This is a genomic window from Paenibacillus sp. alder61 (assembly GCF_020179875.1).
GTDB classification, from domain to species: domain Bacteria; phylum Bacillota; class Bacilli; order Paenibacillales; family Paenibacillaceae; genus Fontibacillus; species Fontibacillus faecis.
This window is the reverse complement of the sequence record NZ_JAIUDG010000009.1, coordinates 17,474-40,084: the sequence shown is the minus strand read 5'-3', so window position 1 is coordinate 40,084 and position 22,611 is coordinate 17,474. Positions and strand designations below refer to the sequence as shown.

The following is a 22,611-nucleotide window of genomic DNA, read 5'->3' as shown; positions in this document are numbered from 1 at the left end:
ATGCCTAGTGCCCCATCAGACATTTTTACGCCCTGATTTTGTCGAATTCAGCTCAGTGCTTGGAAATAGCGGCTTTTTTAAGGCTCTATTTTAGGAAAAATCGTGTCAAAACCCACTAGCGCTGCATTAACCCGAGGGAACTAACGGCTGTAACAGCCTCCCTTTGAGCCGGACGGGGAAATAAGGGCTATTTGAGGCGCTATTTTGTCGAAATCGTCCTTTCCGTGTGAAATAGAGGTCCTTTGGGGCCTTATTTTTGGGAAAAGCGGGCCGAAACCTGATTTTGGGACCCGAACCAGAGTAATAAGGCCCCTTTTGGCCGCTATTTTACCCGCGAAAGCGAATTTGGCCGAAATAACGGCCCAAAACGCCGCTATTGCAGCTACAGCGAAGGCCTAGAGAAATTGTGGTGGGGGCATGCATAATTAAGCCCGCTACGCCGAGGTGAAGAGTCTTAAAAACTCCCACTACGACGGCTGATGGGGCACTAGACAACAACTCTTATTTATCTTGACGTCATCCAAAAATGCCAACAACAACTCGGGGATGACTTTGAACGAGTCATCAATAACCAATTGCGGCAAGGTGCGGATTACAATTTTTGTCAAGCAATTTTCAATCTCTTTGAATAGACGGGATTTCTAATCCCTGTTAGATGTAGAACATGTAGTTCTCCTTCGCGCCCTTCTCTTCAAAGGAGATCAGATTCTCCAAGGTTGTGGAATCCAGCACTTCGGCGATACTGTCGCGAATTCGCAGCCACAAATCCCGTTTCGCGGGATCGTCTTCCTCCGTAAAATCCACCGGAGAAATCGGCCCTTCCAGCACGCGAATGATGTCGCCTGCCGTAATTTCGCTGGCCTCGCGGGACAAAATGTACCCGCCGTACGCGCCGCGAACGCTCTTGACCAAACCGGCATTGCGCAGCGGGGCGATCAGTTGCTCCAGATAATGCTCGGACAGCTGGTTCTTCTCCGCAATGCTCTTGAGGGAGGTCGGTCCTTCACCGAATTTAGCGGCCAACTCCATCATGATCGTCAGGCCATAGCGTCCTTTCGTGGAAATCTTCAAAGAAGCCACCTCTTTCAATTTTCAAATAATCTTTATATAATTGAACTTTGATCAATTAAGGATAGATATTGCTGTCTATTCCTATCATTAATCTTTGTTTATCGTAACATATCCCGCCTCTTTTTGGAAAACAAATCCGACCGGAATCCTGTATTTTATGTCCGGAATTTAACCTTTTCAAATCGGTTCCAACGGCGGATGCCATACCCGATCAGGACAAGCCCCGTATCCGTTTTTCGGATCTATGGTAAAATAACAATATGGCCCCAGGGGCCTAAAGGAGTGAAAAAAGATGAGCAAACCCAATCACGAAACCCGCGTCGTTGTCGGCATGTCCGGTGGCGTCGATTCCTCGGTAACCGCCCTGCTGTTAAAGCAGCAAGGGTACGATGTTATCGGCATATTTATGAAGAACTGGGACGATACCGACGAATTCGGTTATTGCACGGCCGAGGCGGATGCCGAAGATGTGCGCCGCGTCTGCGAACAGATTGATATCCCGTACTATACCGTCAATTTTGAAAAAGAATACTACGATAAAGTATTTGCCTATTTTCTTGATGAATATAAGCGCGGGCGCACGCCAAATCCGGACGTTATGTGCAACCGGGAAATCAAGTTCGGCGAATTTTTGAACAAAGCGCTGGATCTCGGCGCCGATTACGTGGCCACCGGGCATTATGCGCGCGTCGTGGAAGAAGCGGGCGTGTACAAGTTGCTGCGCGGCGTCGACAACAACAAGGACCAAACGTACTTTTTGAACGCGCTGAACCAGGAGCAGCTCTCCAAAGCGATGTTCCCGATCGGTCATCTGCCGAAGCCGGAGGTACGGCGCCTTGCCGAAGAGGCCGGACTTTATACCGCGAAGAAAAAAGACAGCACCGGGGTCTGCTTCATCGGCGAGCGGAATTTCCGCGAGTTCTTGAGCCATTATCTGCCGGCCAAATCCGGCGATATGGTCGATATCGTCTCCGGCGAGATCAAGGGCCGGCACGACGGTTTGATGTACTATACGCTCGGCCAGCGGCAAGGCCTCGGCATAGGCGGTTCGGGTACCGGCGAACCCTGGTTCGTCGCCGAGAAAGACCTGGAACGGAACATCCTGTACGTCGTTCAGGGCGACCAGCATCCGAGCCTCTATTCGACCGGGCTGACCGCGTCGGGCGTGAACTGGATCGCCGGGCAGGATCAACTGCCTCAGGGGCCTTTCAAGTGCACGGCCAAATTCCGCTATCGTCAGCCCGACCAAGGGGTAACGGTAACCGCGCGGGAGGACGGAACGCTGTTCGTTCAGTTCGATGAGCCGCAAAAGGCGATTACCCCCGGACAAGCCGTCGTCTTTTACGATGGCGAAGTGTGCCTGGGCGGCGGCATTATCGAAGCGCCCGAGAAGCTGCCCGTGCCGGAGCTCGGCCGTCACCGTTAATCCGACCGCTTTCCGATAAAATCCCCGCCTTCCGGCTGCACACAGCCTGGAGGGCGGGGATTTTTTGTAAGTCCTGGTCTGGTCTCAAGAGAACGGAACCCGTACCCTATTCCCCTCTGCGCCGGAGCTCTTGATTATGCCGGATCTTGCTCTCGTTTCCCTGCTCCGTCGCATGGTAAAATGAGCGGCCCGCGAGGTTGGCCGGCAGGTAGTCCTGCTTTACATAGTGGCCGGGATAGTCGTGCGGGTACTTGTAGCCGGTGTGCCCCAGTTTGACCGCCCCTTTGTAATGGCCGTCCCGCAGGTGCAGCGGCACTTCCGCGCTCCTGACCTCTTCGATGGCCGCCATCGCATTGCCAATGGCCGCCACCACGCCGTTCGATTTCGGGCTCTCGACCGCGAACAGGATCGCTTGGGCGATGTTCAGTTTGGCCTCGGGCCACCCGTTGTGGCGGTAAGCCTCCAGGGCGCTGACCGCCTGCACCATGGCCTGCGGATTTGCGAGCCCGATGTCCTCGCTGCTGGCGGCGATCAGCCGCCGGATGAACGTCATCGGGTCCATCCCCAGTTTCTCGACGGCGTAGAGAAACCAGAACAACGCGGCGTCACTGGAGCCGCGGATGCTTTTGTGGAACGCGGAGAGGACATCGTACTGCGTCGACTCGTCCGCCTTGACCAGCGGGCGGCGAATCGACTCCTCCGCCACCTCGAGCGTGATATGGACGGTGCCGTCCCCCCGGGGCGGCGTCGTCATGGCGGCGAGCTCCAGCGCGTTGAGGGCCCGGCGGATATCGCCGTTGGCCATCTCAGCGATATGCCGGAGCGCCGCTTCATCGGTCTCGAGCTTCATGAAGCCGAGACCTTTCTCCGCATCGTCCAGCGCCCGGCGCATGGCGATGAGCGAATGCTCCTTCGTCAGCGGCTCCAGCTGGAAGAGCGTCGAGCGGCTTAACAAGGCCCCGTTCACATAGTGGAACGGATTCTCGGTCGTCGCGCCGATAAAGATAATCGTCCCCCTCTCCACCGCGGGAAGGAGGGCGTCCTGCCGCGAACTGTTGAAGCGATGGACTTCATCCAGGAACAGGATCGTTTTCGTGCCGTAGAACGCCTTATCGTTCTGCGCCTTCTCGATGACCTCCCGGACATCTTTCACGGAAGCGTCGACCGCATTGAGCCGTACAAATTCGGCCTGGGTGTGGTGGGAAATAATATGGGCCAGCGTCGTTTTGCCGCAGCCCGGAGGGCCGTACAGCAGAATCGAAGAAACCTGGTCGGCCTCAATGGCGCGACGCAGCAGCTTCCCCGGTCCGACGATATGCTCCTGCCCGATATATTCGTCCAGGGTTGTCGGCCGCATCCGGTCGGCCAGCAGCCGTCCCGACGGATCGCTTTCCCGGGAATAAGAGAATAAATCCATAAACTCACTTCCTCGGATCTTTTGTTATCGACTACACCATACTCATTCTAGCACATGAACGGTAAAAAACATTTATAAACGTTCTTTCGCTTTCTTCCCCTCCCCGAATATGAGTTAATATAGATGTCGGGCCGACGAATCACTGGAAAGGGGGCTGATCGAAGTGATTTCAGTGAGTGAGGTGGCTTCCGCATAACGCGGAAGCTCATGCGAGGGGGGCTGTATAGCCCCTCTTATTTCCGTTTGAAACCAAGTGTGTTAAGATAGACGCAAGCATTGCCAAAATCAGGGCAAACCAAATTTTACGCCGAAAGGGGGATTTACGACCATGCAAACTCATTTTGTCCGCCAAACTTCCATACCCAGGATCAAGGAGGATCATGATCGTGAACTACAAAAACGGGAAGGATGTGCTTCCCCCTAGGCTGCTGAAAGAACTTCAGAATTATATCCAAGGCGAACTGCTCTATATCCCCAAGCCGGAACGTTCCCGGGCATTATGGGGGGAGCTCAGCGGAACCCGCAAATCGATGGCCAAAAGAAATGAAGAAATCTATCGCTTATATCATTCGGGGCATACCGTCAGCGATCTGGCGGAGCGATTTTTTCTGTCCGACGAAAGCATCCGCAAGATCATTTGCAAAATGCGGATTTCCCTGAGGGAGACCGCAGCGGTTACCGAATAGAGATAGGCCGCCCGGATTATGCCGGGACGGCCTATTTGATTTGCGCAAAAATAAAGGTATGTTTAGGACTTAAGGCCGCAGGAAGGTATAATATACTTATAACGAATTTTATGATGCACTTGCGAACGAGGTGAACTCCTATGCGGACCGGCCCGAATAACCCGGACGAACTAGCCGAAGCCCCCGAAACGAACAACGGGGCGCTTCCCAAACATACCAAACGCTGCGCCCGCTGCGGCGAAACCAAGCCGGTCTCCCATTTCCTGCGGCGTACCGGGAAACGCTCCGCCAAGGGAGCCCGCCGGGGCACCTGCCGAAGCTGCCGCGCCGATTTGAAACGGCTGGAGCAGCCCGTCCCCCGGCCGATCGAGCTCAAAGCGGCCGCGGTTGCGGCTGCGCCCAGGGGGAAGATGGCGGATACTCCGACCGAAGGGACGGCAATCCGTCCCCTGATGAAGCGCGCTCTACCCGCTCCCCCCGTTTCGGCCCCGGGCCCGGATCCCTCGGTGCTGCGCCCTAACCGCGAGGGGAAAATCTGGATGCGCGGCCGGACCGACAAAGGCAGCCGTTGGAACCAAGAAGTCGACCTTGAGCTTGCGGTTACCCTGGTGAAGGAACACGCCGCCGTTGTCGTCAACCGCCATACGATCCGCCGCTTGTATAGCAACAAGGCTTTCCGCCGCTACATTTTGACCCGGGACCGGTATACTTGTTTTTTCTGCGGCGCCTATGGGGATACGATCGACCACCTTTTGCCGAAAGCCAAGGGCGGACATACGACGCCGATGAACTGCGTCTGCGCCTGCAGCGAATGCAATCAGAGCAAGGCCGATCGCAACCTGGAAGACTTTATCGACGGTCGCTGAACCCGGCTCTTCGCCTGTCCCCGACGTTCCCCGCGGTCGCGGTCTATCCCTGCGGCTTAAACATCGGCTGACACTGGTTCCGGAACATACTCCGGCAGTTGATCGCCGTGCATCAGCCACAGCTCATGCAATGCCCGCGTGCAGCCGACGTACAGCAGCCGGGCATCCTGCGGGCCGTAACGCGACCGGTCCACATCCGTTACGAGGACGGCGTCGAACTCCAGGCCTTTGGACAAGTAGACCGGCAGCACGGAGATTCCTCCGGCATACTGCCGCTGGTCCCCGTCGATCAAATGAACGTCCCGCCCCTGTTCCGTCAGATCGCGATGCAGTTCCTCCGCCTCGGACATCGTGCGGGTCAGCAGCGCCACCGTACGGTTCGTGCCGGACAGCACATGATCCAGGGCTTCCGAGATGGCCGCGAGGCGCTCCTCGCCAACCGCCGGCTTCAATTTCACCGGCTCTCCGCTGCGGAATACCGGAACCGCCAACAGGTCGGTGCCTACTCCCTTTTTCAAAATCTCATTGGCGAATTCGATGATCTCCATCGTCGACCGGTAGCTTCGGGTCAGCGCGAAATAAGCGGTCTCCTGGGGAGCGAACAAGGCCTGCATCTCCTCCCAAGTCCGGACCCCTTTGTAGTAATGGATGCCCTGCGACAGATCGCCGAGAATCGTGAAGGAATGCCCTTTAACGAACCGATCCAATACCGCGACTTGGAACGGACTGAAATCCTGGGCCTCGTCGATAACGATGTGGTCGAAGGTCAGGTTCCCCTCGATTTCCTGAATTCGGGAATGCAAGTAAAGCATGGCCGCCAAATCCTCGTCTTTGACCTGCCCCTTTTTCAGATAATCCCTCGTTTCTTTATAGATTCCCGCCGGTATGGCCGAAACGATCTCCCCGTCCGAGCCGTCCCCTTTTTTCCCGCCAAACGTTAAAAACAAGTTTTTGTACAGCGCCGCCGCCTCGAGCTCCGGCCACTTTTTGGCATAAGCCTTTTCCCGCTGCTGCGCTTTTTTCTTGCGTTCTTTTAGCGCGGTTGGGGAAGGCGATTTCTTCAGCTCCATCTCGATCCAACGGTGAATCCGGGCCAACACCCGTTCTTTGCGGCGGGCTGCCGGATAATGCTTGTATTCGCCCTCAAACCATTGCAGGATCGTTTCCCGGGGCAGCCGGTTTCCGTCCCAGGGCTCAAAATCCCCATCGGGTACACAGCCGCTCTCGATCCGCTCCAGATAGCGGTCTAGAACCGCTTGGAAGGCGAGCGCTCCCTTGTACCTGCCGGGAAGGGCTTCATCGTCCGGCCGCTCCCCGTTAGGCTCTCCGCGGTCAAACCAGCGGGTCAGCGTATCCGCGCCGTCGGTCGGCGCCTCTTCCAGTCCGAGGACCCGGGCCGCCCAGTCGCCGAAGGTGCTCTGCTGGATGTCTCCAACCCCCAGCTCGGGCAATACCTCTGAAATATAGTCGATAAACATATGGTTCGGTGCAAAAATAACCATCCGCTCCGCCTTGATTTGCTCCTTGTACTGATACAGCAAAAAAGCGAGCCGGTGCAGCGCCACCGTCGTTTTTCCGCTTCCGGCCACGCCCTGGATAATGAGAGCGGTGTTTTTGGCCGCCCGGATGATCAGATCCTGCTCCGCTTGAATCGTGGAAACGATGTCACGCAGCCGGTTGTCTTTGTTTTCGCCGAGGCGGTACACCAGGAACTCGTCGGATACGGCCGGGCCCTCGCTGTCCTTGTTGAACGTGTCCACGACCCGCTCCAGAATGCCCTTGCGGATGACGATATTCCGCTTCAAATACACAAGCCCCTCGATCAACCCTTCGGGCGCCTCATAAGCCGCCGAGTCCCCGCCGGTAAACGAGTAAAACAGGCTGGCCACCGGAGCGCGCCAATCGATGATCAGCGGCTTTCTTCCGTCGGCGTCAGCCACCCCCACTTTGCCGATGTACAGAGGGGACGCCTCCTTCCCCCGTTCCTCAAAATCCAGGCGGCCGAAGTAAGGCTCGCGGACGGATTTTTCCAACTGCTGCCGCTGGGCTTCCCGGCCCGATTCCAAAATTTGCTCCGTAAAATCATGGCCCGTATACACGGGGATGCTGCGGAGCTCCCGAAGCCTGGCTTCCACCTCGTCCAGCGTCCGGTCCAGCCGTTCTTTTTCTTCTTGATAGGCACTTTGAAACTGTTCCATTTCAGTTACCTCCTAAGGTTTAGTATTCCGTCTGCGCTCCGGCCGATTCGGTGTGGCTCTGGCTGTCCTGCTCCGAAGTCAAAAGGATTTATATTATAGCATGTGAGGACGGAAAAAAGCGAATCTGTCTGCCAAAGCTAGTAGTGCCCCATCAGACATCGTAGGGAAAATGAAAATATGCTGCTTCAACTCCGATTTGGAGTGAGACTCTCGATAAGCACGTAGCCTCATGCCCACAGACATCCAGATTCGTATTTTTAGCCCATGATTATCAAGACTCCAGCGCGTACCTAAACACTCCAACTCCAAAAAGATGCAAATCTGCAAGCATTTATCACTGGCGTTGCATTAAAACTAACATGGTGCTGCCGATCCGCAATCTTTCTTGCCGCCTGTTATGATAGCGGGGTTTTGGGCCGTTATTTCGACCCAATATGCGTTTTCGGGAAAAATAGCGGTCAAAAAAGGCCTTATTTCCCTGGTGCGAACCCAAAAATCCGGTTTTTGCCCGACTTCTCTAAAATAAGGCCCCAAAAAACCTCTATTTCACACGGAGAGGACGATTTCGACAAAATAGCGCCTTAAATGACCGTTATCCTCTCGCCCGGCTTCAAAGGGAGGCGATTACGGCCATTAGACCCTTCGGGTTAATGCAACGCTAGTGGGTATTTATAGCGATTTTAGAGAAACGAGCAGGTTTCGTTAAAAATTCCAGCAGAATTGCTGGGATTTACATTTTTTTGTTCCGAACAACAAAAAAACATGCAGATATGCAGGCATTCGATGTTATCAAGGTTGCCTGACGGGAGACACCCGGCAGCTAGCCCGTTCGCACAAAAAAGCGCAGGTTCGATGTTCCCATCAAACCTGCGCTAATCTGCGTCCGCTTATGCATTTTTAACGTCATGCTTTGTCCGAAGGACGTTTCAAGCCCAGCTTCAGCTTCTCTATCGTTTGGGCGACCCGGTTCTCCCGCGTTTCCGCTCGCTTGGCGGCCGTGATCCACTCGATATACGCTTTCCGGTGAGACGGCGCCAGCTCGTCAAAAAACTTCGCGGCCCGCGGCTCCTTCCCGAGCGCCGCCATCAAATCCTCCGGCGTCTCGACCGGCGCCGCCGGAGCGCGCTTCGCCTTGGCCCCTTCCGCCCCGGCCGTCCGCCGGGTGGAGGTCGGCCTCAGCTTTACCAGCTCCGCCGGCCGAAACCGCATCGCGGACCATACCGCGTCCAGCGACACCAGCGCGATGCCGTCGTACCCGGAGGCTTTGACGGTCTCCCAACCTTTGTCCCGGGTCAGATCGGTTCCCGCCTTGGCGCCTCCCTTCGGATAGCAAAGCCACAACAGCCCGTCCGGCTTGATGGCACGCAGCGCAGCCGGAGCCTCTTCCTCCACGTCCCGGATCGAACGAAAAAACATCTGTACGTAGTCGTAGCTTCCGGCCAGGCTTTCGTCCAAAACGGTATGCGCCGGGCTTAAGCCCAACTGCTCCACATATCCCTCCGGCGCGTTCAGCACCAGCGCACGGCCGCTCTCGGGAAGCCGCAGCTTCTTGATCAGCTCCGGAATCATACGCGTACTCCTCCGGCCTCCAACAGCTCGCGTACGGCCACGCTGACCATGATCAAGCCGACGACCGGCGGTACAAACGAGTTGCTCGCCGGCGGCTGCTTCGCTTTGCGAATTTTCGCTCCGGCCGGGGCGATCTTTTCGGTGACGTCCGCGCGGGGTTTCACCGGCTGTTCCGTGGAGAACACGACTTTGACGCCCTTCTTGATGCCGTCTTCCCGCAGCTTGGTGCGGATCACCCGCGCCATCGGATCCATATGGGTTTTGGAAATATCGGCGACCTGAAATTTCGTCGGGTCCATTTTGTTGGCCGCACCCATGCTCGACAAGATCGGAATTTTGCGTTTCCGGCATTCCTTGATCAGATGGATTTTGTACATGATCGTATCCGACGCGTCAAGCACGTAATCGATGTCGTATTTAAACAACTCTTCATACGTCTCTTCCGTGTAAAACATGTTCAAAGCGATCGTCTCGCACTCGGGATTGATCAGCTTAACCCGTTCGCACATCAGATCCGCTTTTTTCTGGCCGATCGTGGTCGTCAAGGCATGGATCTGGCGGTTAATGTTGGTGACGTCGACTACGTCTTTGTCGATCATGATGATCCGGCCGATCCCGGTCCGGGCCAGCCCCTCGACCGCCATGGCGCCGACGCCGCCGACGCCGAGGACGGCCACCGTACTCTTCTTCAGGATATCCAGACCCTCGGCGCCGATGGCCAGCTCTGTTCGTGAAAATTGATGAAGCATGTGTAGGCTAACCTCCTATCCAGGTTTGGCTTCGATTTATTCCGAACTTACTTCTTCTCTTCAGCCGGCTTTTTGGCCACCTTGATATGCAGATCTTCCAACTGAGCCGATTTGACTTCGGACGGAGCATTCATCAAAGGATCGGCAGCGCTTTGCGTTTTCGGGAAAGCGATCGTTTCGCGCAGGTTGGAGCGGCCGGCCAGCAGCATCACCAGACGGTCGAAGCCGAAGGCGAAACCGCCGTGTGGAGGCGTACCGTATTCAAAGGCGTCCAGCAGATAACCGAACTTATCTTGGGCCTCTTCCGGCGATAAACCGATGGCATTGAACATTTTCTCCTGCACCTCGCGTTTATAGATCCGCATGGAACCGCCGCCGACTTCGTAGCCGTTCAGGACAAGGTCATACGCTTGGGCCAGGATTTGTCCAGGATCGGTATCGAAGAGCGGAAGATCCTCTTCGCGCGGACGGGTGAACGGATGGTGCTCCGCCACATAACGCTTCTGCTCTTCGTCCCAGCCGAGCAGCGGGAAGTCGACGACCCATGCGAATTTGTAGACGCTGTCGTCGATCAATCCGAGCTGACGTCCGATCTTCAGCCGAAGCGCGCCCAGAACGTCGGCCACGACCTTCTTGTTATCCGCCGAGAAGAGAAGCAGGTCGCCTTCTTCCGCGCCCGTGCGCTCCTTCAGCGCCTCGATTTCCTGCTCGGTGAAGAACTTGACGATCGGACCGCGGAATTCCCCTTCTTTCACCTGAATCCACGCCAGGCCTTTCGCGCCGTAGCGGGCGGCAAACGGGCCGAGGTCGTCGATTTCCTTCCGGCTCCAAGTTCCGCAGCCCTTGGCGTTCAATACTTTGACTTCGCCGCCCTTTTCAATGACGGAAGCGAACACTTTGACCCCGCTGGTGGCGACCAGATCGCTGACGTTCACCAGTTCCAGCCCGAAGCGCAAATCCGGTTTGTCGGAACCGTATTTGCCGATCGCGTCGGCATAGCTCAGCCGCTGGAACGGCGTTTCGATGTCCAAGCCCTTGGTTTCCTTGAACAGGCGGGCCACCAGTTTTTCTATCATGTCCAGAAGCTCGTCCTGACTAAGGAACGACGTCTCGATGTCGACTTGCGTAAATTCCGGCTGGCGGTCGGCCCGCAAATCCTCGTCCCGGAAACAGCGGGCGATCTGGTAATAACGTTCCACGCCGCTGACCATGAGCAATTGCTTATACAATTGCGGGGATTGCGGCAGGGCGAAGAATTCGCCGGGGTGCACACGGCTCGGCACCAGATAGTCCCGGGCGCCTTCCGGCGAGCTTTTCGTCAAAATCGGCGTTTCCACCTCGATAAAGCCTTCGCCGTCGAGGAAATCGCGGAACACTTTGGCCGCTTTGGAACGCAGCCAGAGCGTCTTCTGCATTTCCGGACGGCGCAGGTCCAGATAACGGTATTTCAGGCGCAAAGCCTCATCGACCTCAATCCCGTCTTCGATGAAGAAAGGTGGCGTTTTGGCCGAGTTCAGCACGTCGATTTCCGTTACGCGGACTTCAACTTCGCCGGTCGGCAGATTCGGGTTGACGGTCTCCGCATCCCGTTTTACAACTTCGCCGCGGACGGCCAGCACATATTCGGTGCGGACTTTATCCGCCGTTTGCAGCGCTTCTCCGGAGTAAGCCGGATTAAAGACGATTTGAACGATCCCGCTGCGGTCGCGCAGGTCGATAAACAAGACGCCTCCAAGGTCGCGGCGGGTTTGGACCCAGCCGTTCAGGGTAACGGTTTCTCCGATATTTGCGGTCGTCAGGGATCCGCATTGATGCGTACGTTTCATACAGGTATGACTCCTTCACTTTTAATATGGTGCTATAATAAAAATTTCCAACGTAGAAGATCCTTCGCTTGCTCCTTCGTTTACTTCCGCAGCAAGTCGATCCACTCCGCCAGCTTTACAGTGTTTTGTTCGCCCGTTTCCATCGATTTCAGGGCAATTTCGCCGCGCTCCAGTTCATCGTCGCCCAGAATGGCCGTATACCGGGCCTGCATCCGGTCGGCGGACTTCATTTGGGCTTTCATTTTGCGTCCCAAATAGTCCCGTTCGCCCGAGAAGCCGGCCTGCCGCAGCTTGAACAACTGCGTCGTGATCTCCTTGTCCGCCGCTTCGCCAAGCGATACCAGGTAAACATCCAGCGGCTTGACCGCGTCCGGGCCGATCCCCTGTTTCTCCAAGATCAGCGCGATCCGCTCGAGTCCAAGCGCCATGCCGATTCCCGGCTGGTCCGGCCCGCCGACGTCGGCGACGAGGCCGTTATACCGGCCTCCCCCGCCGATCGTATCGATCGCTCCGATCCCTTGCGCTTTATATTCGAACGCGGTGTGCGTGTAATAATCCAGGCCGCGGACAAGCCGGTGATTGATGACATAATCCACTTCCATCGCGGTCAGCAGTTCCTGAACCTTGGCGAAGTGAGCGGTGCATTCCTCATCCAGGCTGTCCAGGATCGACGGGGCCCCTCCGAATTTATCCTGGTCGACTTTGCAATCCAGCACGCGCAGCGGATTTCGCTCCATCCGCGATTGGCAATCCTTACAGAGCGTGTCCTTCATCGGTGTCAGAAACGCCAGCAGCTTCTCGCGATAAGCGGCCCGACTGGCCGGATTTCCTACCGAGTTGATCTCCACCTTCACCTCTTTCAATCCCAGCTCCCGGCAATACTGAAAGCCCAGAGCCACGACCTCCGCGTCGATCGCCGGGTCCGTCGCGCCGAAGGCTTCGACGCCGAACTGGTGGAATTGGCGCTGGCGGCCCGCCTGCGGACGCTCATAGCGGAACATCGGCCCGATATAATACAATTTCGTCACGTCCGGTTCGCCGTACAATTTATTCTCCACATAAGAGCGTACCACGCCGGCCGTGCCTTCCGGACGCAGAGTCATCCAGCGCTCCCCTTTATCCTGAAACGTGTACATCTCCTTCTCCACGATATCCGTCGTTTCGCCGACTCCCCGTTCAAATAGCGAGGTTTGCTCGAACATCGGCGTCCGGATTTCCCGGTAATTGAAACGGCGGCAAAGATCGCGGGCTTTGTCTTCGATCCATTGCCACTTTTCCACCGTGCCCGGGAGCAAATCCTGTGTGCCCGTCGGTTTCTGAAACGCCATAATCCCATCCTCCATCTCTCTTGATTCTGTTTGGTTTGCGAAGTTTTGGAAATAAAAAAACTCCCGCTCCTGTTCATCACAAACAGGGACGAGAGATTGGTTACCCATTCACCCGTGGTGCCACCCACATTCCGGATTCCGGCGCCGCATTTCGCCGCCAAAGATCCGCTCAAAAGCGGTTAACGCCCGCCTGCGCCGTACGTCTACTCTGCCTCAAGTCCTATGGACTTCGCGCATTTTCGCCGTCAGTTCTCGGGGAAGTCTTTCGTTCAATCATCACCGGAATCCTTCCAGCCTGGCCTGCGGGGCCGCTTCTCGAACATTGCGGCCTTACGGGCAGGGATTCCTCTCTGCGGGTGTGGGGTTGAAGTACTTTGTCCCGTCATCAAATCGGTTTGAAACTGTATATTTCCTGATTTTAAGGAATTGCAGTAACAAAGTCAAGCCCAATCCAAAGAAAAAAACCTGCACCAACGGGGCACAGGTCCAAAAGGTAAATATATTAAAAGGGGGTCATGCTGTTATTATAAACAGGCTTTGTTAAAGGAACATGAACCGAATATTACAGTTACATTACAAAGATCTTCCGCTGTTGTTTCCGGATGAAACCAACACAATCTAATCCAAATGCTCCACATAGGCGCCTTGCATGCGAAGTTTTCTAACGATAGCGTCGTAATCGGAATCCCTGACCTTCGCGGTTAACACAACCTTCAGATCCTCGTAATCCCCATCGTCCGCATGGGCCACATCCACCACGGGATCCGGTTCGGCAGCCTCCGCTTGCGTCCGTTCCCCGCCCGCTGTCTCGTTATCGTCGGTACGGTCCGTCATGGCCACGACGGGGACGACACCCTGCGCGGATACGGTGCCCGGCACGCCGACCGATCCGTAGGTTCCGCCGGTATTCACCCCGGATCCGTTAAGGGGGAGCAGCGGAACGAGAATATTGCTGTTTCGGCCGATCGTCCGATCCAGCGATCCGACCTCGACTTGTTCCGTTTCATAGGGAAGCAAGCTGGTCCTTGCTCCCTCCGCCTGGTCTTCCGTCTTAAAGTAAGCCTGAATATGTTTGGACATGTCGATCTCTCCTTTAGAACCGCAATTGGATTTGCCGCCCCGACCATTCATGTATGTCAACCGCTCCAGGATGACCGGTTACAGCTTCTTTAACAGCTCCCGGACGAACGCCGGCTCGTCCTTCGGCGTCCGCGATGTGACAAAATTGCCGTCCACAATGACTTCCTCGTCGCGGAACTCCGCCCCGGCGTTAATCATATCATCCTGCAGCGGCGGATAGCAGGTAACGATTCTTCCTTTAAGCAATCCGGCGCTGATCAGAATCTGCGGACCGTGGCAAATCGCCGCGATCGGTTTGCCCGAGGCGTTGGCCTGAGTCACAAATTTCTTGATGTCGGCATTGAGCCGCAGGTTTTCCGGAGAGGAGCCTCCCGGTATGACGACGGCGTCGTAATCCTCGGCGCTCACCTCGGATATGGCCTTCTCCGCCGTATATTCCGCCTTCCCCTGCTTGCCTTTCAGGGTCTTGCCGGCCTTTAGTCCGATGATGTCGGCTTGGTGGCCGGCCTTTTTCACTTCTTCATACGGTACCTGCATTTCCGAATCTTCAAACTGGTTTGCCAGCAAAAACGCTACCTTGCTCATTTCTCCATTCCCTCCCGAAAGTTCTTTTGCTTTGTTATTACCCGAACGAACGGAGATTATAACAGGAACAAAGATCGCCCGCGCTTCCGGAAAGAGTCAAAGGATAAATCCAAGGAAATTCCCGGCGAAAAAACAAAATGCCCCGGAGGGTTCCGGGGCATTTCCTTGTCAGCTTCCGGGTCTGGGAATAAACTCGCCGGAAGGCTTGATCTGACGGACGTGATGAAGTTGTTCTTCTTCGGCCAGGCGCATCGCCGTCCAGGCTTCGCCGCGGTGTCCCGCGGGCATGAGCGGCAGACTCTGCCAGACCCTGGATTTCATGGATTGGCGCATCGGTTGGATCGGACTCCTTTAGAGGGAGAATTTCACTGCCATCTTAAGGTTGTCCAATAGGTTGCCGATCTATCCCCTAACCCCGTTACCGTCCGTCCGCAGGCGCGGGATGCTCAAGAATCAGGGTGACCGGCCCCCAGTTGGTCAGTTCCACGTCCATATCCGCCCCGAACCGGCCGGTTTCGACGACAAGCCCTTTTTGACGCAAGAGCTCGTTAAACCGGTCATACAGGGGAGCCGCCGTTTCCGGACGAGCCGCAGCCACAAAGCTCGGCCGTTTCCCTTTTCGGCTATCTCCGTATAGCGTGAATTGGGATACCGACAAAATGGCACCCTCCACGTCCAATACGCTAAGATTCATCTTCCCGTCGCCATCTTCGAAAATGCGCAGGCCGGCGATTTTCTCCGCCAGGTAAGCGGCGTCCTTCTCCGTGTCCTCGTGGGTTACCCCGACGAGCAGCATCAACCCGGGTCCGATCGAACCTACGGTTTCGCCGGCAACCGTAACCTTGGCCCGTTTGCAGCGCTGAACTACGATCCTCATTGCTTGTTGACTCCTCAAAATAAAAAGTGTGTTCTTGGCGTTACTGCATGATGCGATGCACGGTGTAAACATCTTTCACGCGCTTGATTTTTTCCACGACCGACTGCAAATGATCGGTATTCCGGATCAAAATCGTCATATGCACCAAGGCCATTTTGTTTTTGTCCGAGCGTCCGGAGACCGCCGAGATGTTCGTCTTGCTTTCGGAGACCGCCTGCAGCACCTCATTAAGGAAATTCCGGCGATCATGGCCCGTAATCTCAATGTCCACGCTGTAGTTGGCCTCGATGGCGTGCTCCCACTCCACCTCGATGACGCGGGCCGCTTCTTCCCCGTCGTTACCGCCCGGGATATTCGGACAATCGCTGCGATGCACGGAAACGCCGCGTCCGCGGGTAATATAGCCGACGATGTCGTCGCCCGGCACCGGGTTGCAGCATCTGGCAAACCGTACAAGCAGGTTGTCGATTCCTTTGACGACCACCCCGTTGGTTGGGCGGGGCTTCCGTTCCTCGGCGGCTTTCACTTCCTTCACTTCGGAAGTCAGTTCGATCGAATGGCTATCCTCCTGCTCTTTGCGGAGCTTCTCGGTAAGCTTGGTCACGATCTGCGCGGCCGTGATTCCGCCGAATCCGACGGCCGACAGCATATCGTCCACATCGTTAAAAGCAAATTTCTTGCAGGCCTCCATCATCTTGTCGTCCGACATCCAGGCGGACGGTTCAATTCCCGCACGCTTCAGTTCGCGCTCGATCGCTTCGCGTCCCTTCTCGACATTCTCCTCGCGCTTCTCTTTCTTGAACCACTGTTTGATTTTGCTGCGCGCGTGGGAGGACTGGGCGATCTTGAGCCAGTCCTGACTCGGCCCGTACGAATGCTTCGATGTTAAAATTTCAACGATATCTCCGGTCTTCAGCCGGTGGTCCAGCGGCACGATCCGTCCGTTGACCTTCGCGCCGATCGTCCGGTTGCCGACCTCGGTATGAATCCGATAAGCGAAGTCCAGAGGAACGGAACCCGACGGAAGCTCGATGACTTCGCCGGATGGCGTAAACACGAAAACCAGATCCGTGAAGAAGTCCATCTTCAACGACTCCACGAATTCGGACGCATCCTTGGCTTCGTGTTGAAGCTCCAGAATTTCGTTGAAGAAGGTCATTTTCTTCTCCGGCCCTCCGGTTTCGGGCCCTTCCTTATAGGCCCAGTGCGCCGCGATCCCGTATTCCGCCGTTCGATGCATCTCCCAAGTGCGGATCTGCACTTCCGTCGGCTCGCCGTTCGGTCCGACGACCGTCGTATGGAGCGACTGATACATATTGGCCTTGGGCATCGCGATATAATCCTTAAAACGCCCCGGCATCGGTTTCCATAAGGTATGGATAATTCCCAGGGTCGCATAACAATCTTTAATATTGTCAACGATAATCCGAATCGCCAGCAGATCGTATATTTCGTTGAACTGCTTGTTCTTCGTCGTCATCTTCTTGTAGACGCTGTAAATGTGCTTGGGACGGCCGGATAAATCGGCTTCCACGCCCATCTCATCCAGCTTTTCGGCAATCCGCGAAATGACGCTTTCGATGTATTCCTCGCGTTCCGCCCTTTTTTTGCGCATTAAATTAGCGATCCGGTAGTACTGCTGCGGATTCAAGTATCTCAGCGCGATATCTTCCATTTCCCACTTGATCGCCGAAATCCCGAGCCGGTTCGCAATCGGACAAAAGATCTCCAGCGTTTCATAGGCGATGCGGCGCTGACTTTCTTCGGATTGGTATTTCAGCGTGCGCATGTTATGGAGACGGTCGGCCAGCTTAATGACGATCACCCGGATATCCTGTGCCATGGCGATGAACATTTTCCGGTAGTTTTCATTTTGCTGCTCTTCCTTGGACCGGAACTTGATGCGTTCCAGCTTCGTCAATCCGTCCACGAGCAGGGCGCAGTCCTTGCCGAAGTGCTCCTCGATTTCCTTAAGGGAAACCGTAGTGTCTTCCACGACATCGTGAAGAAGCGCCGCAATGATGGACAAAATGTCCATTTGCATGCTAACGACAATTTCCGCCACCGCCAAGGGGTGCAGAATATAAGGTTCGCCGGATTTCCGCACTTGTCCGTGATGGGCCTGATCCGCGAAATCATAGGCTTCCCGGATGCGCTCCAAATCGGGTTCTTTAATATAGGCGGACGCCTTTTCAAGTAATCGCTCTATGCCCATTGAATCCTGCTCGAGTCCTTTCTATATGAAAATAAACGGGATAACTGCATGTAAGAGGACATTTTTCCCCCATTTTTGATTTCCTATAATTATGACTCCTGTGTCCCCTTCCGTCAACTCTTGACCCATGGTATCCGATGCCAATAAGCCGCTCGAACTCGAAGTATGCAACGTTACGCTTTAGGAGAATCTGTAAAGGAATCCCGCCGAGGGTGAATTTTTCTGTTGAAAAATGTCATCAATCTCTATAATCTATTAAGGATGGTTTTCAATAAGCGGAAAAATAGAGGAGTGACCCCGTTTGCAACGTGAAATTCAAGTGAATGAAAAAGTTCCCTTCGCCCCCGGCGTCCTGCTGAGCCTGCAGCATCTGTTTGCGATGTTCGGCAGCACCGTGCTGGTGCCGAATTTGTTCGGCGTCGACCCGGGCATGATCCTGTTGATGAACGGGATCGGTACGCTGCTTTACATTTTAATCTGTAAAGGAAAAATCCCCGCTTACCTGGGGTCGAGCTTTGCGTTCATCTCCCCTGTTCAGAGCGTGCTGATTTCCCACGCCGACGCGGGCAATGGGTACGCGCTTGCGCTGGGCGCATTCATTATCACCGGTTTGATCTTCATCGTGGTGGGCTTGGTCGCCAAATATGCGGGAACCGGCTGGATCGATGTCGTGTTCCCTCCGGCGGCCATGGGCGCAATCGTGGCCCTGATCGGGCTGGAATTGATCCCGGTTGCCGCAGGTATGGCCGGATGGATCTCCAGCGATCTGACGAAGCCTTGGACGCCCGACCCCTCGACGATCCTGCTCTCCCTGATCACCCTGGCCGTAACGGTGCTCGGCGCCGTTCTGTTCCGCGGATTCCCAAAAATTATCCATATCCTGATCGGAATTGTGGTCGGTTACGTGACCGCCTTTTTTATGGGTCAGGTGAACACGGCGGCGATCGCCCAAGCGAAGTGGTTTACACTTCCGACGATGACTACCCCGCAGTGGGATCCCTCGGTGATTATCACTATCGTTCCCGTCGCCCTGGTCGTGATCGTGGAACATATCGGCCATTTGCTTGTAACGAGCAATATCGTAGGCAAGGATTTATCCAAGGATCCCGGCCTGCATCGCTCGCTCTTCGGTAACGGCTTGTCGACGATTCTGTCCGGCTTCGTCGGTTCGACTCCCAACACGACCTATGGCGAAAACATCGGGGTCATGGCGCTGACCAAAGTCTACTCCATATTTGTCGTGGGCGGAGCGGCGGTTTTTGCCATTCTGCTTTCGTTCTCGGGCAAGTTCTCGGCCATTATCGCCAATATTCCTCCCGCGGTGATGGGCGGCGTCTCCTTGCTGCTGTTCGGCGTTATCGCCGCATCGGGGCTGCGGATTTTTGTGGAGCAGAGAGTCGATTTCTCCAAGCCCACGAACATGCTGCTCGCCACCGTTGTACTGGTCGTTGGCCTCAGCGGCACCAAACTGGTGATGGGTAAAGTGGAATTGAAGGGGATGGCCCTCGCCACGATTGTCGGTATCCTGCTCAGCCTCTTCTTCAAGCTGATTCAAGTTCTGGGCTGGTCCAACGACAAGGACGAAGCGGCCCATTAACGATGGCTCAAACACAAAAGAGCTATGCTTTCCGAATCAAACGATTCGGGAGCATAGCTCTATTTTTTTAGAATATAAATGTCCGTTAATGGACGTATTCCTTATCGCTCAGTTCCATCGTCAGAAATCGTAATGAACCAGGGAAAAGACGTCGATCCCCGGCAGCTTGGCCCGGCCGTTCAAGTCGCCAAGCTCGATCAGGAAGGCGGTGCCGACTACGTTGCCTCCCAGTTTGCGAACCAGGTCGACCGAAGTCGAGATCGTACCGCCGGTGGCCAGAAGATCGTCGGCAATGAGGACATTCTGCCCCGGCTTAACCGCGTCCGTATGCATCGCCAGCTTGTCCTTGCCGTATTCCAGGTCGTAGCCGACCTCGATTGTTTCATAAGGCAGTTTGCCGCTTTTGCGAATCGGGACGAAGCCAACCCCCAGCGCATAAGCGAGCGGAGCGCCGACGACAAAGCCGCGGGCTTCCGGCCCGGCGATCAGGTCGATCTTCAGGTGGGATACCCGGCTCTTGAGTTCTTCGATCGCCAGGCGATATTTCTCGCCGTCATTCAGCAAGGTCGTAATGTCCTTGAAGCTGATCCCCGGCTGCGGGAAATCGGGAATTACCCGGATATAATCTTTAAAATCCAATACAATCTCCTCCTAAGTATGCATAGACGCTATTTAAGTATATATAGCTATGAAGCTCCTTGAATCCGGGTTCGCAGCCATTCGGAAATCTGGGAAACCTTCGCCCGAAGCAGCATCTGCTCCGTCTCTGCGAGGAGCCCCAAATCCCTGTACCGTACGGACGACTCCAGCGGTCGTTTGGACGGGGATGGCATCACGGTTACTATTCCCGAAGACCGCGCAATAAAGCCGAGTTCTTCAAAAACATCCATCGTCAGGGTCAGCATGCGTCTGGACAACCGCGTCCGTGCCATCATGGCCGAAATCAGCTTGTCTTCGGACTGCCCTTCGGCGGCATAGCTTCGGAGCAGCGCATAAACCTGCTTGAACTGATCCCGGTTCGGCGGCTCCAGCAGCTCTTGGACAGGGATTTTCGGATGAAGCAGATAAACCCTTTCCAACGCGCCGAATGAGGCCAGTATGCGGTTCCATTCCACGGGGGTTTTCGGCAGCTCCAGAATGAAGAGCGTCGTTATTACCGCGGCTCCCGTTTCGGGATCATCGGCATTCGCCGATACGGCGCCGACTCTCCTATCATATACCCAAAGCGAGGCCGGATTCAATTCCGGATGATCCAAAATTTCGGAGTCCGGGTTGAGCAGCGCCGCCACCGATTCCGTACGGAATCCCGGGCATTTCAAGAGATCGCCGGTCAGTTCGTTCAGTTTGGCTGTCGGGTTGGCAAAGCCCCGGAAATCATGCACCTGCAAATGGGACACGGCGATATCCTGAATCAGCAATTGCGGTTTTCGCGAGCCGTTCCATTCATTGATTCCCGCCTCCGCTACGATATCGAGCTCCGCTTCCTCGGCGAGCATGATCGCCAGCTCGCCTTTTCCGAAAGCTACGGCTTCCATCGTAGTGTTGTTCTGGGCGACCGTAAGCCGCAAATGTTTGCCGTCCTTGCCGATCGGCTTGCATTCCACCAGCTTCGCTCCACGGATCAACAAACGCGGACAGGGATTTCCCATGCCGAAGGGAGCCAGGGCTTCCATCTGCTCTATGGCCCGCAGGCTGATTTCCGACAGCGAGCACTCCAGGTCGTTCACCATGGTCGGCACAAAGTGCTCCGGCAGCAAGACCCCTGCGGCGAATTCGTTCAACCGCCGCTCAAATTCGGCCAGATGCTCGCGGGAAAGCGACATTCCGGCAGCGGACGGATGCCCGCCGAAATGATCCAGAAGATCGGCGCATTCCGTTAAGGCCTCGTAAATATCGAAACCTGGAATCGAACGGGCCGAGCCTTTGCATTCCCCCGTCTCGGGGTGGATGCCAAGGACTAGGGTCGGCCGGTAGTATCTCTCCAGGATTTTGGAAGCGACGATGCCCACGACGCCGACGTTCCAACCTTCCCCGGCCACGACAATCACGTCCGGCAGCTTTCCCGCCGCCGCCTTAGCTTCCAGGCCGAGCAGGGCTTCCTGAACGATTTGCTCCACCAGTTCCTGGCGCTCTTTGTTCAGGATGTCAAGTTCAAGAGCCGCCGCTTCCGCTTCTTCCGCCATTTCGGTAACGAGCAGCTTCACCGCGCGGTCCGCGTGACTCATTCGTCCGCTGGCGTTGACGCGCGGCGCCAACCCGAAGGCCACGTTCATGGCCGACACTTCCCCCGACTTCCAGCCCGCGGTTTTTAACAGCGCGGTCATCCCGGGGAAAGGCGAATTGGCCATGGACCTCAGGCCGGAGCGGACGATCGCCCGGTTCTCGCCCGTAAGCGGCATTAAATCCGCAATGGTGCCCAAGGCGGCTAGTTCCGTCCAGGATGCGGGCACTTCTTCTCCGAGAAGAGCCGTGGCTAATTTGTAAGCGACGCCTACCCCGGCGAGTCCTTTAAAGGGATAAGAACAGTAAGGAAGTTTAGGGTTTATAAGGGCGTAAGCTTCCGGAAGACGGGACGGCGGCTCATGGTGATCGGTGACGATCACGTCCATCCCGGCCTCCTTGGCAAAAGCGATCTGGTCGACAGCGCTGATCCCCGTGTCCACCGTGAGTACCAGCGTCACTCCGCGTTCCCGGGCCTGCTGCAAAGGCGGAATATGTAGTCCATACCCTTCTTTGGAACGGTGGGGGATGTAATATTCGAAGTCGGCCCCTACATGCCTCATTAAACAAATCATCAAGGCTGTCGACGAAACCCCGTCGGCGTCATAGTCGCCGTAAATCAATATACGTTCCCGGTTCTCCAACGCTTGGCGGATCCGTGGGACCGCCTCCCTCATTCCGCTCAGCAAAAACGGATCATGCAAATCTTCCATGCTCCCGGCCAGGAACGCTGCGGCTTCCTCCGGATTGACCAATCCCCGGGTCACCAGAAGTGAAGCCACCAGCGGCGGGAGTTTCAGCCTCCGCTCCAACTCCGCCGCGGCGGCCTGGTCGCAGGGGAGCGTCTTCCATTGATATTTCGGTTGAATCAAAACCAAACACCTTCTTTCCAAAACCCGTC

The 22,611-nt window shown here is 55.7% G+C and carries 18 protein-coding genes; 4 read left to right on the top strand and 14 right to left on the bottom strand.

From position 1 onward, the window contains the following. Positions 1-651 precede the first annotated feature (651 nt). Positions 652-1,071: a cysteine metabolism transcriptional regulator CymR gene (gene cymR, locus LBW89_RS11075; protein ID WP_148451282.1), complete on the bottom strand. Its 420-nt coding sequence runs from the start codon at positions 1,069-1,071 to the stop codon at positions 652-654. Between the two features lie 292 nt (positions 1,072-1,363). Here cymR and mnmA point away from each other — a divergent pair, with 292 nt between their 5' ends. Beyond that, positions 1,364-2,497, top strand: coding sequence for a tRNA 2-thiouridine(34) synthase MnmA (gene mnmA / locus LBW89_RS11070; protein WP_213508784.1), 1,134 nt, complete (start codon positions 1,364-1,366; stop codon positions 2,495-2,497). A gap of 106 nt (positions 2,498-2,603) precedes the next feature. Here the strand turns inward: mnmA and LBW89_RS11065 are convergent, their stop codons facing one another. After that, positions 2,604-3,914 carry a replication-associated recombination protein A gene (locus LBW89_RS11065; RefSeq protein ID WP_148451280.1) on the bottom strand — a complete coding sequence of 437 codons (1,311 nt, stop codon included), beginning with the start codon at positions 3,912-3,914 and terminating at the stop codon, positions 2,604-2,606. A 386-nt stretch (positions 3,915-4,300) separates the two neighbouring features. Here LBW89_RS11065 and LBW89_RS11060 point away from each other — a divergent pair, with 386 nt between their 5' ends. Both LBW89_RS11060 and LBW89_RS11055 read left to right on the top strand, forming a co-directional pair. Continuing rightward, the gene (locus LBW89_RS11060) at positions 4,301-4,600 is read left to right on the top strand and encodes a CD3324 family protein (RefSeq protein ID WP_148451279.1); all 300 of its coding nucleotides are present in this window, start codon (positions 4,301-4,303) and stop codon (positions 4,598-4,600) included. Between the two features lie 140 nt (positions 4,601-4,740). After that, positions 4,741-5,466 (top strand): HNH endonuclease, encoded by a 726-nt coding sequence (locus LBW89_RS11055; RefSeq protein ID WP_225039182.1) that lies wholly within the window; start codon positions 4,741-4,743, stop codon positions 5,464-5,466. 56 nt (positions 5,467-5,522) lie between these two features. Here the strand turns inward: LBW89_RS11055 and LBW89_RS11050 are convergent, their stop codons facing one another. The 10 genes from LBW89_RS11050 to LBW89_RS11005 form a co-directional block, all read right to left on the bottom strand. Next, positions 5,523-7,664 (bottom strand): HelD family protein, encoded by a 2,142-nt coding sequence (locus LBW89_RS11050; protein WP_225039181.1) that lies wholly within the window; start codon positions 7,662-7,664, stop codon positions 5,523-5,525. Positions 7,665-8,567: 903 nt separating this feature from the next. Then, positions 8,568-9,233, bottom strand: coding sequence for a YdeI/OmpD-associated family protein (locus tag LBW89_RS11045; RefSeq protein WP_148451276.1), 666 nt, complete (start codon positions 9,231-9,233; stop codon positions 8,568-8,570). Further along, complete coding sequence (locus LBW89_RS11040; protein ID WP_148451275.1) at positions 9,230-9,982, bottom strand: ThiF family adenylyltransferase; 753 nt, start codon at positions 9,980-9,982, stop codon at positions 9,230-9,232. The genes LBW89_RS11045 and LBW89_RS11040 overlap by 4 nt, the downstream gene beginning before the upstream one ends. 47 nt (positions 9,983-10,029) lie before the next feature. Beyond that, positions 10,030-11,808, bottom strand: a complete 1,779-nt coding sequence (aspS, locus tag LBW89_RS11035) for an aspartate--tRNA ligase (RefSeq protein ID WP_148451274.1) — start codon at positions 11,806-11,808, stop codon at positions 10,030-10,032. Positions 11,809-11,888: 80 nt separating this feature from the next. Continuing rightward, a complete protein-coding gene (hisS, locus tag LBW89_RS11030) occupies positions 11,889-13,136 on the bottom strand; it encodes a histidine--tRNA ligase (RefSeq protein ID WP_148451273.1) in 1,248 nt (415 codons plus the stop codon). 618 nt (positions 13,137-13,754) lie between these two features. Then, positions 13,755-14,216: a hypothetical protein gene (locus tag LBW89_RS11025; protein WP_148451272.1), complete on the bottom strand. Its 462-nt coding sequence runs from the start codon at positions 14,214-14,216 to the stop codon at positions 13,755-13,757. Between the two features lie 78 nt (positions 14,217-14,294). Continuing rightward, positions 14,295-14,801, bottom strand: coding sequence for a type 1 glutamine amidotransferase domain-containing protein (locus LBW89_RS11020; protein ID WP_148451271.1), 507 nt, complete (start codon positions 14,799-14,801; stop codon positions 14,295-14,297). A 168-nt stretch (positions 14,802-14,969) separates the two neighbouring features. Further along, positions 14,970-15,134 carry a hypothetical protein gene (locus LBW89_RS11015; RefSeq protein WP_170287061.1) on the bottom strand — a complete coding sequence of 55 codons (165 nt, stop codon included), beginning with the start codon at positions 15,132-15,134 and terminating at the stop codon, positions 14,970-14,972. 85 nt (positions 15,135-15,219) lie between these two features. After that, positions 15,220-15,678, bottom strand: a complete 459-nt coding sequence (dtd, locus tag LBW89_RS11010) for a D-aminoacyl-tRNA deacylase (RefSeq protein WP_148451270.1) — start codon at positions 15,676-15,678, stop codon at positions 15,220-15,222. Positions 15,679-15,718: 40 nt separating this feature from the next. Beyond that, a complete protein-coding gene (locus LBW89_RS11005) occupies positions 15,719-17,893 on the bottom strand; it encodes a RelA/SpoT family protein (RefSeq protein WP_148451269.1) in 2,175 nt (724 codons plus the stop codon). A 301-nt stretch (positions 17,894-18,194) separates the two neighbouring features. Here LBW89_RS11005 and uraA point away from each other — a divergent pair, with 301 nt between their 5' ends. Then, entirely contained in the window at positions 18,195-19,490 is a 1,296-nt protein-coding gene (gene uraA / locus LBW89_RS11000; RefSeq protein ID WP_148451268.1) for a uracil permease, read from the top strand. A 120-nt stretch (positions 19,491-19,610) separates the two neighbouring features. Here the strand turns inward: uraA and LBW89_RS10995 are convergent, their stop codons facing one another. Together LBW89_RS10995 and recJ are read right to left on the bottom strand one after the other, a co-directional pair. Beyond that, positions 19,611-20,129 (bottom strand): adenine phosphoribosyltransferase, encoded by a 519-nt coding sequence (locus tag LBW89_RS10995; RefSeq protein ID WP_148451267.1) that lies wholly within the window; start codon positions 20,127-20,129, stop codon positions 19,611-19,613. A gap of 47 nt (positions 20,130-20,176) precedes the next feature. Further along, positions 20,177-22,582, bottom strand: coding sequence for a single-stranded-DNA-specific exonuclease RecJ (gene recJ, locus LBW89_RS10990; RefSeq protein WP_225039180.1), 2,406 nt, complete (start codon positions 22,580-22,582; stop codon positions 20,177-20,179). Positions 22,583-22,611: the final 29 nt, after the last annotated feature.

What these genes read in the sequence shown, in the direction of transcription:
- hisS (WP_148451273.1), bottom strand. Translation starts at nt 13,136, where the DNA reads ATGGCGTTTCAGAAACCGACGGGCACACAGGATTTGCTCCCGGGCACG.
- LBW89_RS11055 (WP_225039182.1), top strand. Translation starts at nt 4,741, where the DNA reads ATGCGGACCGGCCCGAATAACCCGGACGAACTAGCCGAAGCCCCCGAA.
- LBW89_RS11025 (WP_148451272.1), bottom strand. Translation starts at nt 14,216, where the DNA reads ATGTCCAAACATATTCAGGCTTACTTTAAGACGGAAGACCAGGCGGAG.
- aspS (WP_148451274.1), bottom strand. Translation starts at nt 11,808, where the DNA reads ATGAAACGTACGCATCAATGCGGATCCCTGACGACCGCAAATATCGGA.
- LBW89_RS11040 (WP_148451275.1), bottom strand. Translation starts at nt 9,982, where the DNA reads ATGCTTCATCAATTTTCACGAACAGAGCTGGCCATCGGCGCCGAGGGT.
- dtd (WP_148451270.1), bottom strand. Translation starts at nt 15,678, where the DNA reads ATGAGGATCGTAGTTCAGCGCTGCAAACGGGCCAAGGTTACGGTTGCC.
- LBW89_RS11005 (WP_148451269.1), bottom strand. Translation starts at nt 17,893, where the DNA reads ATGGGCATAGAGCGATTACTTGAAAAGGCGTCCGCCTATATTAAAGAA.
- LBW89_RS11015 (WP_170287061.1), bottom strand. Translation starts at nt 15,134, where the DNA reads ATGCGCCAATCCATGAAATCCAGGGTCTGGCAGAGTCTGCCGCTCATG.
- LBW89_RS11065 (WP_148451280.1), bottom strand. Translation starts at nt 3,914, where the DNA reads ATGGATTTATTCTCTTATTCCCGGGAAAGCGATCCGTCGGGACGGCTG.
- mnmA (WP_213508784.1), top strand. Translation starts at nt 1,364, where the DNA reads ATGAGCAAACCCAATCACGAAACCCGCGTCGTTGTCGGCATGTCCGGT.
- LBW89_RS11050 (WP_225039181.1), bottom strand. Translation starts at nt 7,664, where the DNA reads ATGGAACAGTTTCAAAGTGCCTATCAAGAAGAAAAAGAACGGCTGGAC.
- LBW89_RS11045 (WP_148451276.1), bottom strand. Translation starts at nt 9,233, where the DNA reads ATGATTCCGGAGCTGATCAAGAAGCTGCGGCTTCCCGAGAGCGGCCGT.
- LBW89_RS11020 (WP_148451271.1), bottom strand. Translation starts at nt 14,801, where the DNA reads ATGAGCAAGGTAGCGTTTTTGCTGGCAAACCAGTTTGAAGATTCGGAA.